We start from the raw sequence: 9744 nt of genomic DNA, 5'->3' as shown, positions 1-9744 counted from the left end.
GCTCGCGTACTCGGGCAACCAGAAGCTCGTCGACGTCGTGTCGGACCTGCGTTCACAGACCCGGCTGCTCGGCCTGACCCCGCTCGTCGAGAGCGGCCGCCTGGTCCCGTCCGCCGCCGAGCACCACGAACTGCTCGACCTGGTCGAGTCCGGCGACGGCGAAGGCGCCGAACAACTGATGCGCCGCCACATAGGCCACGTCCGAGGCCTCTGGGCCCGCTAGCCGTCCTACCCGCCAGCGCGTCCCGCGGACCTGCGGGCCGGCTAAGTGCGTGCTGGCCGCCTGCTAGTGGGGGGTGGTGAGGGCCTGCTTGGCGGTGGTGGCGGCGGGCTCGCCGTAGGCGCTGGTGAGGCGGTTGAGGAAGGTGGGGTGGTCCAGGGTGTATTCCTGGGTGCCGACGGTTTCCAGGACCGTGGTGGCGAGGGTGCAGCCGAGATGGGCGGCGGGCTCGTGGTCGAGGCCGGCGGCGCGGCCGGTGAGGTAGCCGGCGCGGAACGCGTCGCCGCCGCCGGTCGGGTCCACCAGGTTCGGTGCGGGGACGGCCGGGACCTTCGCGAGGATGCCGGTGGTGTCCTCGATGACCACGCCGTCGCCGCCGTGCGTGGTGATCCGGACGCCGACCCGCTCGAGGATCTCGTCGTGGCTCCAGCCGGTCTTCTGCGCCATCAGGCCGGCCTCGTACTCGTTGCTGAACAGGTACGCCGCGCCGTCGATCAGCGTCCGGATCGCCTCGCCCTCCATCCGGGCGAGCTGCTGCGACGGGTCGGCCGCCAGCGGGATCCCGTGCTGCTTGGCGAGCTGCGTGTGCTTGAGCATCGCGTCCGGGTCGTCGGCGCCGACCAGTACCAGGTCCAGGCCGCCGGTGGCCTGGTGGATCGCGCCCAGGTCGAGCTCGCGGGCCTCCGCCATCGCGCCGGTGTAGAAGGAGGCGATCTGGTTCGCGTCCAGGTCCGTCGTACAGGTGAACCGCGCGGTGTGTACGTTCTCGCACACGCGGACGTGCGACACGTCCACCCCGGCCGCGGTCAGCGCCGCGCCGTACTCGGCGAAGTCCGCACCGACCGAGCCGACCAGCAGCGACGGGTACCCGAGCTGGGCCATGCCGTAGCAGATGTTCGCGCCGACCCCACCGCGGTGCACGACCAGCTCGTCGACCAGGAAGGACAGCGACACCTTGTGCATCTGTTCTTCGAGGAACTGGTCCTTGAAGCGGCCCGGGAACGTCATCAGGATGTCGGTCGCGATCGATCCGGCGACGGCGATTCGCATGTGGGGTGCTCCCTCGTCTTTGGGTGCAGAGCTGGGGCGGTTGTATCCGCTTTGGGCAACCCATAGAGACTACAAGGCGACGACTTAATACACGGAGGGTGGAACTCCCATGGGCCATCAGGTACCGGTGACCGAGGAACTGCACGACTACATGCTCGCCCACGGGATGCCGCTGGACGAGATCGCGGCCGAGTTGCGCGCCGAGACCGAGAAGCTCGGCAACCCGGCGGGCATGCTGACCACCGCTGACCAGGCCGGCCTGCTGACCACGCTGACCCGGCTGATCGGCGCCCGCCGGGCGGTCGAGATCGGCACGTTCACCGGGTTCTCGGCGCTGGCGATCTCCCGCGGGCTGCCGGACGACGGCGAGCTGATCTGCCTGGACGTGAGCGAGGAGTGGACCTCGATCGGGCGCAAGTACTGGGAGCGCGCCGGGGTGGCCGGCAGGATCGACCTGCGGATCGGCGACGCGCACGAGTCGGTGGCGAAGCTCGACGGCGAGTTCGACCTCGCGTTCGTCGACGCCGACAAGGACTGGTACATCAAGTACTTCGAGACCGTCCTGCCGCTGATCCGGCCGAACGGTCTGCTGCTGTTCGACAACACGCTGGCCGGCGGGCGGGTGATCGACCCGGACGGCCCGGCGGACCGCAAGGAGTTCAACGCGCACCTCGCCGCCGACGACCGCGTCGACGTCATCATGCTCGGCATCGGCGACGGGCTGACCCTGGCCCGCAAGAAGTGAGCAAGAAGACGGCGCCGCGGCTGGCGGTGCAGGGGTTGCAGCACAAGTACGGCGACCGGCCGGTGATCGAGGGGCTGAACTTCACCCTGGCCGCCGGGCACGCGATCGCGCTGGTCGGGCCGAACGGCGCCGGCAAGACGACCGTGCTGAAGTGCATCGTCGGCGCGGCGGCGCCGGCGGCCGGGAAGATCCTGCTCGACGGGCAGCCGATCGACGAACGTGCCGAGGCGGTACGGCGGGACGTCGCGACGCTGCTGGACGACCTGGACTTCTTCCCGGACCTGACCGCGGCCGAGCACCTCGACCTGCTCGCCCGCGCGCACGGCAACGCCGAGCCGGAGGACCTGGTCGACACGATCCTCGACGACATCGGCCTGCTGCCCGCCGCCGACCAGCTGCCCGGGTCGTTGTCCTCCGGGCAGCGCCGCCGCCTCGCGCTGGCGACGGCCCTGGTCCGCCCGCGCAAGCTGATGGTGCTCGACGAGCCCGAGGCCCGGCTCGACACCGGCGGCGTGAAGTGGCTGTCCGAGCGGCTGGTGCAGGAGAAGAAGTCCGGTACGGCGATCCTGTTCGCCAGCCACGACCCGGGCCTGGTCGAGACGGTCGCGGACTCCGTCGTCACGCTCACCCCGCTGCCATGAAGGGCCACCGCGGGTTATGCGGAACATTTTCGTCGCCTGGTGACGGTTTCTTTCCGAAGAGCGGCCGTCCGGCCCGGAGCGGGGGGCGCGCATGAGTTCGGCGGACGAGCCGGTGCAGTTCGATCCGACGGACTTCGGGGCGATCCCGTCGTCGCGGTCGCTGCGGCAGTGGATGCGGACGACCCGGCGCAAGCACGCGGACCGGTCGTTCTGGGAGATCTTCGAGGACATCTACCTGGTCGTGTTCACGCTGGCGATGGCCGGCGCGACCGCCGGCAACGTCGTACGGCACCTGAACTCGAACGCCGCCGGCTGCTCCTCCCTGGCATGCCATCAGTTGACCTCGTGGTTCCCGTGGATCGTCATACCGTTGCTGCTGGCAACAACGCTCCGGGTGCTGCTGGCCGTCGGCCCGGTCTCCGCCTCCCGCGCGACCGGCTTCTGGCTGCTCGCCACCCCCGTCAACCGCGCCTCCCTCCTTCGCCCGGCCTATCGCTTGGTGATCGCCACCGTCGCAGTGATCGGCGTCATCGTCGGCGCCCTGATCTGGGCGCTCCTCGGCGCACCGGTGATCGAGGTCTTCGAAGCGGCCGTGCTGATCGGTGCGGCGCTGGTGTGTGCGGCGGTCGCAACGGTGTGGGCGCAGCAGAGTACCCGTCGCTCGACGGTCGCCCTGCGTGTTGCCGACCTGCTGCTGATCGTTGCGGTGGTACCGGCACTGCTCCTGGCGTTCCGTCCGGGCGGAGAGCGCTTCGCCAATGAGACCCTGGTCATCACTGCTCCGGCCTACATATACGCGAGCCCGAACCCCGCAACGGGATGGTTGGTTGCCGGCGTCGCGCTCGCGGTTGTCGCGGTCGTGCTGGCGTTTCTGCTCGCGCGAACCCTCGATCGGCTCGGGCGGATCAGTGTGATTGCTGGTGGGGAGTTGCTTGCGGGGTTGGCGGGGGCGGCGAGCAGTCTCGACATCAGCATGCTGGGGGACGTGATCGCCGGGCGGCACTGGCGGTTGAAGGGGCGGGTGCGGTCGCATCGCGGGCGGGGTGCGAACGGTGCCGCGATCGTGCAGCGCGAGTTCCGGCGGATCCTGCGCTGGCCGCGGCGGCTCGCGGTCGCGTTCGCGCTGCTCGTGGTGCCGTACGCCGTCCACGGCGCCGGGTTCCGCGTACTGGTGCCGATCGCGGCCGCCATCGCCGGGTTCATCGCCGTACGGCCGCTGCTCGACGGCCTCCGGACCGCGTGCCGCTCGACCGGGCTGGTGCGCGCGCTCGGCTGGGACCTTCGGGACCTGCGGATAGTGATGGCCGTCGTACCGGCGGGTGTCGCGGTGGTCTGGGCGGCCTGCGCGTACCCGGCGATCGGTGGCGCGGCGCCGACCTTCGCCGTTGCCGCGGGCGTCATTTCCGGCACCGTACGGCAGGCGTCCGCGCGGCCGCCGTCGTACGCCGGACCGCTCGTCACGTCGCCGATGGGTGCCATCCCGCCCGGGCTGTTCTCGCAGCCGGCGCGCGGGTTCGACCTGCTGCTGCTCTGCCTGGCGCCGGTGCTGCTCAACCTCCCCAGTCTCTGGGTGACGGTGATCCCGGCCGTCGTGCTGATGCTGATGTTCAGCGTCCGCCCGAAGACCGCCTGACAAACCGCCTGCAGACCGCCTGACGGATCAGGCGTCCTTGCGGGACCTTGGCGCCAACAGGTACCTTGTCTCGCATGGTAGCGGAGAAGGTCTTCACCCAGCTGCGCCGCGGCACGCTCGAGTACTGCGTGCTGGCGCTGTTGCAGGGAGAGCCCCGTTACGGTTTCGAGTTGGTCAAGGCGCTCGGTGAGGTCGAGGGAATGGTCACCACCGAAGGCACGATCTACCCACTCCTCGCCCGGCTGCGGCGCGAGGGGCTGGTGGAGACGAGCTGGCAGGAGTCCGGCTCCGGGCCACCGCGGCGCTACTACACATCGACACCCGAGGGCAGCCGGGCACTGGCCGACTTCACCGCGGACTGGCAACGGTTCTGCGCGACGGTCGACAAGATCTTGCAGAGTGGGAGACGGGGATGAACATGGACATGACTGGTGGGCAGGCGGTGCAGGCCTCGGAGCCGCGGGTGCGGCCGCGCGACTGGGCAGCGCTGGTGCTGCTGTTGTTCGGTCCGTTCCTGCTGCTGATCGGGTGGCTGGTCGGGGCCTGGCTGCTGTGGACCTCGAACCGCTGGACCATCGTGTGGAAGGTGGCCGGAACGCTCGCGTTCCCGGTCGGGTGGGCCGCGATGGTCGTCGCCGACATCGTCCAGCCGCCGGTCTGGGTGAGCGTGCTGATCGGCGCGGTGATCCAGCTCGCCGTGTACGTCGCGCTGTACAAGGAGGCGCGGGCATGAGCGGTGGAGATCGGCTGGTCGACGCGTACCTGAAGTACCTCACCAAGGCGGCCGAGCCGTTGCCCGAGGCGCGGCGTACCGACCTGCTGGCGGATGTCACGTCGCACATCGCCGAGGCCCGGGCGGCCGGCGCGACGTCGGAGGACGACGTACGGCGGATGCTGCAGCGGCTGGGGGACCCGGACGAGTTGGTGGCGGCGTCGACGGACGGGCTGGTACTGGTCGACCGGTACCGGCCGAGGTTCCGCGGCCGGGAGGTGGTGGCGCTGACGCTGCTGGAGCTCGGCGCGTTCATCCTGCTGGTCGGCTGGCTCGTCGGCGTGGTGCTGCTGTGGACCTCGGACCGCTGGACGCGCGCCGAGAAGTGGACCGGCACGTTCGTCTGGCCGTTCGGCCTCGGCTTGGTGTACTTCGTCGCGGCGGCCCCGCTCGGCTTCACGATGCCGGCGTGGCTGGGCATCGTGCTGGTGATCTTCCTGGCGGTGACACAGTTGGCCGTCCTCGCGCTCCTGATCAAGAACGCCGGCCCCGACCGCTCCCGTCAGACCTCGTAAACCAACCACTTCCGCTCGACCTCAGCCGGGAGATCGACGTCGTGCTGCTTCGCGAACAGCAGCAGTTGGCACAGCACGTCGGCGAACTCCTGGTGAAAGCCGTCCCGAATCTGCTCCGCGCTCGCCCCCTTCGCCCGGGCCCGCCCGCTGTGTTGCAGGTACGCCTGGGTGAGCTCGCCGACCTCCTCCTGGAGCTTGAGCAGGAACCAGTCGGGGTCGCGCTCGAAGCCGAGGTGTACGCCGTACCCGACGGAGATCTTCTCCAGTCTGTCCTGCAGTCGCTCGAGATCCATCCGGACAGCCAAGCAGGTCGCACCGACAGATGCGGGGGTTATTTGGGTTCTTCGATCGGGGGGAAGGGAGCGAGGGGGTGGTCCGCGCGGGCGGGGGCGCCGGGGCAGTCGGTCGGCTCCGGGCGGACCGCGGAGTGCCGCCGTACCGCGGGGACAGAGCTTGCGGAAGTCGGCGATCACCGCGCGGGTGGTCGCTTTCATCGCGGCGGACGGCTGCTCGCCGGTGACCAGCACCAGCAGGATCGCGCCGTACCGGTCGTTGACGTCGGCGTCGCCGTTCGCGCCGGGACTTGGTCCGCAGACCACGCAGCGTCCAGGCCCGGCGTTCGGCGGCCGCGCGTTCCACGCGGACCGGGGCAGATATTCGACCATCGGTGCTCCTCACATGCCTCACGGCGCCACGTACTTCCGCTGGCGCTCTGTAATCAACCGATCACACATTGAGGTCGCGGCGAGCAGGCGCTCACATCCAATCAGCCGGAGGGGTGCGACCGTTCGAGAAGACTCAGCATGTCCCGGCGGAACTGGGTACGGCGGCGCTCGCTCCACCCCGCGGTGAGCTCCGCGAACACTTCCTCCTGCCAGGCGTGCGCCTGGTCGAGCAGCTCGACGCCGGCGTCCGTCACGCTCACCTCGCGCCGACGGGCGTCGCCGTCCGCGGCCCGCAGTTCCAGATAGCCGGCGGCCGCGGCGTCCTTCACCAGGCGGGACGCGCCGCTCTGGTCGATCCCGATCTCGTGCGCGACCGCGTTGATCGTCGCGGCGCGCCGCCCGTTGACGGCGTACACGGACTCGACCACCAGGACGAGCCGCCCCTGCTCGGCGACGTCCGGCGCCGTACGTCGTGACCAGTGCCGCACGAACTCGAACAGCACCTGCCCCGGTCCCGCGGTCATTCGGTCGCGGCCAGCTCGCGGCAGATGTACGCCAACTCCAATGCCTGTCTGAGATCCGGCAGACGGAGCGCGGCCGACACCTTGTCCCCGGTCACCCGGAAGACCGTCGCGACCCGCGTCGGCGCGGCGCTGTCCGGCCAGCTCGCGTCCTCCTCGACCACCATCATCCGGTCGCTGATCGGGTGCCAGGAGCGCGGCACGAGGGTGATGCCGGACCGCTCGACCCAGTCGGCGAACCCGTCCGGCGTGATCGGCCCGGCGCCTTTCGGTCCGAGTACGACGACCGGATCAGTCACCGCCTCGGCCGTGGCCTGCCGGTCGTTCACGCGTTGATGCCAGCGGTTGATCGCTCCCTCGAGGTCCATGGCGGCGATTGTGTGCGATTCGCATAGATCTCAGCTGAGCAGGGGGAGGAGCTGGTCGCCGACGCGGACGGTTTCCTCGCGGTACGGGGTGTCGGAGAGGATGAAGTGCGTGATGCCGAGGTCGCGATACCGGCGCAGGGACTTGGCGACGTCGTCGGGGGAGCCCACCAGCCAGGTCGTGCCGGCGCCGCCACCGCCGTACTTCCCGGGAGCCGTGTAGAGGTTGTCGTCGAGGACCTCGCCGCGTTCGGCCAGGTCGAGGAGGCGCTGCTGGCCCACTGCCTTGAACCAGCGGCCGTCCCGGGTGCCTTGCTTCTCGGCCATCTGAGCGACCTTCGCCTCGGCGTCGGCCCACGCCCCCTCGGTGGTGTCGCGGACCAGCGTGGTGATCCGCAGCCCGAACTCGAGCGGCGGATGTTCGCGGCCGAGCTCGTCCTCCAGCTCCCGCAGCTTCGCGATCCGCGCGGCGATACCGTCCAACGGCTCACCCCAGAAGAGTTGTACGTCGGCATCGGTCGCGGCCACCCGTTGCGCCGCGTCGGAGGCGCCACCGAAGTACAGCGTGGGATGCGGGCGTCCTTCCCGTACGACGGGTCGCGTGGCGACGGTGGATCCGCTGACGGAGAAGTACTCGCCGTCGTACGTCACGTCCTCCTCGGTCCACAATCGCCGTACCAGTTGGAGAAACTCCTTCGTACGGGCGTAGCGCTGCGGCTGATCGCCCTCGCTGTCGCCGTACGCGGCGAGGTTGTCCTGGCCGGAGACGATATTGATCAGCAGGCGCCCGCCGGTGAGCTGGTCGAGGGTGCTCGCCGCGGACGCGAAGTGCGCGGGATGCCAGTACCCGGGGCGGATCGCGGCCAGCGGCTGGAACGTCGTGGTCCGGGCGGCGAGCGCCGTCGCGACCGTGAGCGTGTCCGGGCGGCCCCAGCCGGTGCCGATCAGCGCGCCGGACCAGCCGTGGTCCTCGGTCAGGCGGGCGAGCTCGGTCAGCCGCTCGATGCTGTTGTGTCCCTGGACGGTGTCGTCCCCGCGGTGCCCGGGGTCGACCTGGTTCGGGATGTACCAGAGGAAGGTCATGGTCAGCAGGGTAAGTCTATTCGATTGGTCGACTTTAGGTGTCTCGCGACGTGGGCGAATCGTGGGACGCTGAGGTCATGGACGAGCAACTGACGGCGGCGGAGCGGGCGGCGCGGGGCAAGGCCGTACGCAAGAAGGTTCCGTTGGAGGCGCACGCCGAGGTGCGGGTGAGCGCGACCCGGGATCCGGTCGGGTTGCTGCTCACGCAGGCCGAGGGGCGGGTGCCCGCGCTGGTGCCGATCCGGCACGGGCGGATGCTGGTGTCGCCGTTCACGTTCTACCGCGGCGCGGCGCTGGTGATGGCCGCGGACCTCGCGGAGACCACGCCGACCGGTCTCGACGTCCAGCTCTGCGGGGACGCGCATCTGTCGAACTTCGGCGCGTACGCGTCGCCGGATCGGCGGCTGGTGTTCGACATCAACGACTTCGACGAGACGCTGCCCGGGCCGTTCGAGTGGGACGTGAAGCGGCTGGCGGCGAGCTTCGTGGTGGCCGGGCGTGACAACGGGTTCAGCGCGAAGCAGTGCCGGACGGTCGTGGAGACCGTCGTACGGAACTACCGGGAAGCGATGCGCGAGTTCGCCGGGCAGCCGATCCTGGCGGTCTGGTACGCGCGGCTCGACATCGAGGAGCTCGTCCAGCGGTACAAGGCGACGCTGAAGGCGGGGCAGCTGAAACGCAAGGAGCTGAAGGTTGCCGAGGGCAAGCTGGCCAAGGCGTACACGCGGGACAGCATGCAGGCGATCGGCAAGCTCACCACGCCGGTCGACGGGCACCGCCGGATCGTCTCGAACCCGCCGTTGGTCGTCCCGATGGACGAGCTCACCGATCTCGACGGGCCGATGGTGCTCGACCAGTTGCAGCACCTCGTCGAGGGGTATCGCGACACGCTGCAGCAGGACCGGCGGCACCTGCTCGACAACTACCGGCTCACCGACGTCGCCCACAAGGTCGTCGGCGTCGGCAGTGTCGGTACCCGCGCGTGGATCATGCTGCTCGAATCGACGAACGCCGACGAGGCGCTGTTGTTGCAGGCCAAGCAGGCCGGCCCGTCCGCGTTGTCGACGTACACCGCGCCCTCGACGCACGTGAACCAGGGCGAACGCGTGGTCGCCGGCCAGCGCCTGATGCAGGCCGCCAGCGACATCTTCCTCGGCTGGCTCCGCGCCGACGCCGCCGACGGCGAGCAGGACTACTACGTCCGCCAGCTCCGCGACTGGAAACTCTCCGCCGACATCGAAACCCTCACCCCCGAAGCCATGACCCTCTACGCCCGCCTCTGCGGCTGGACCCTCGCCCGAGCCCACGCCCGCTCCGGCGACCGCCACGCCCTCGCCGCCTACCTCGGCAAATCCTCCCGCTTCGACCAGGCCGTCACCACCTTCGCCACCACGTACGCCGACCTGAACCAATCCGACCACCAAACCTTCACCGAAGCCGTCGCCACCGGCCGAGTAAAAGCCCAGCCCGGCGTCTGACTCGTCAACGGGAGTCGTCGGGGTCAGCAGCAGGAATGGTTGCTGGACTGCGGGGC

At 69.9% G+C, this 9744-nt stretch carries 13 protein-coding genes; 8 read left to right on the top strand and 5 right to left on the bottom strand.

The window, feature by feature from the left end; all coding sequences use genetic code 11:
* Positions 1-223: FCD domain-containing protein (locus VFF46_RS38770; RefSeq protein WP_325042271.1), on the top strand; the 223-nt coding region annotated here is incomplete at its 5' end.
* 63 nt (positions 224-286) lie between these two features.
* On the opposite strand, the gene VFF46_RS38765 is transcribed toward VFF46_RS38770, so the two are convergent.
* Positions 287-1270, bottom strand: coding sequence for a carbohydrate kinase family protein (locus VFF46_RS38765; protein ID WP_325042269.1), 984 nt, complete (start codon positions 1268-1270; stop codon positions 287-289).
* Between the two features lie 109 nt (positions 1271-1379).
* On the opposite strand from VFF46_RS38765, the gene VFF46_RS38760 reads away from it, so the two are divergent.
* The 6 genes from VFF46_RS38760 to VFF46_RS38735 all read left to right on the top strand — a co-directional run bounded on the left by VFF46_RS38760 (position 1380) and on the right by VFF46_RS38735 (position 5576).
* Entirely contained in the window at positions 1380-2015 is a 636-nt protein-coding gene (locus VFF46_RS38760; protein ID WP_325042268.1) for an O-methyltransferase, read from the top strand.
* Positions 2012-2656 carry an ABC transporter ATP-binding protein gene (locus tag VFF46_RS38755; protein ID WP_325042267.1) on the top strand — a complete coding sequence of 215 codons (645 nt, stop codon included), beginning with the start codon at positions 2012-2014 and terminating at the stop codon, positions 2654-2656. Before VFF46_RS38760 ends, VFF46_RS38755 begins: the two co-directional genes overlap by 4 nt.
* A gap of 91 nt (positions 2657-2747) precedes the next feature.
* Positions 2748-4289 (top strand): DUF6297 family protein, encoded by a 1542-nt coding sequence (locus tag VFF46_RS38750; protein WP_325042266.1) that lies wholly within the window; start codon positions 2748-2750, stop codon positions 4287-4289.
* Between the two features lie 74 nt (positions 4290-4363).
* Entirely contained in the window at positions 4364-4705 is a 342-nt protein-coding gene (locus VFF46_RS38745) for a PadR family transcriptional regulator (protein ID WP_325042265.1), read from the top strand.
* Entirely contained in the window at positions 4702-5022 is a 321-nt protein-coding gene (locus VFF46_RS38740; RefSeq protein ID WP_325042264.1) for a hypothetical protein, read from the top strand. The genes VFF46_RS38745 and VFF46_RS38740 overlap by 4 nt, the downstream gene beginning before the upstream one ends.
* On the top strand, positions 5019-5576 hold the full coding sequence (locus VFF46_RS38735) for an HAAS signaling domain-containing protein (RefSeq protein ID WP_325042263.1): 558 nt from the start codon (positions 5019-5021) through the stop codon (positions 5574-5576). The genes VFF46_RS38740 and VFF46_RS38735 overlap by 4 nt, the downstream gene beginning before the upstream one ends.
* On the opposite strand, the gene VFF46_RS38730 is transcribed toward VFF46_RS38735, so the two are convergent.
* The 4 genes from VFF46_RS38730 to VFF46_RS38715 form a co-directional block, all read right to left on the bottom strand.
* The gene (locus VFF46_RS38730) at positions 5564-6241 is read right to left on the bottom strand and encodes a hypothetical protein (protein WP_325042262.1); all 678 of its coding nucleotides are present in this window, start codon (positions 6239-6241) and stop codon (positions 5564-5566) included. The genes VFF46_RS38735 and VFF46_RS38730 overlap by 13 nt on opposite strands.
* A 101-nt stretch (positions 6242-6342) precedes the next feature.
* A complete protein-coding gene (locus VFF46_RS38725) occupies positions 6343-6765 on the bottom strand; it encodes a MarR family winged helix-turn-helix transcriptional regulator (protein WP_325042261.1) in 423 nt (140 codons plus the stop codon).
* Positions 6762-7130: a hypothetical protein gene (locus tag VFF46_RS38720; RefSeq protein ID WP_325042260.1), complete on the bottom strand. Its 369-nt coding sequence runs from the start codon at positions 7128-7130 to the stop codon at positions 6762-6764. Before VFF46_RS38720 ends, VFF46_RS38725 begins: the two co-directional genes overlap by 4 nt.
* A 30-nt stretch (positions 7131-7160) precedes the next feature.
* Complete coding sequence (locus tag VFF46_RS38715; protein WP_325042259.1) at positions 7161-8210, bottom strand: LLM class flavin-dependent oxidoreductase; 1050 nt, start codon at positions 8208-8210, stop codon at positions 7161-7163.
* A 77-nt stretch (positions 8211-8287) separates the two neighbouring features.
* Here VFF46_RS38715 and VFF46_RS38710 point away from each other — a divergent pair, with 77 nt between their 5' ends.
* On the top strand, positions 8288-9688 hold the full coding sequence (locus VFF46_RS38710) for a DUF2252 domain-containing protein (protein WP_325042258.1): 1401 nt from the start codon (positions 8288-8290) through the stop codon (positions 9686-9688).
* Positions 9689-9744 lie beyond the last annotated feature (56 nt).

The sequence above is a fragment of the Kribbella sp. genome (assembly GCF_035655035.1).
Taxonomy (GTDB): domain Bacteria; phylum Actinomycetota; class Actinomycetes; order Propionibacteriales; family Kribbellaceae; genus Kribbella.
Note: the sequence above shows the minus strand (reverse complement) of the source record. Positions and strands in the feature narration are given on the sequence as shown.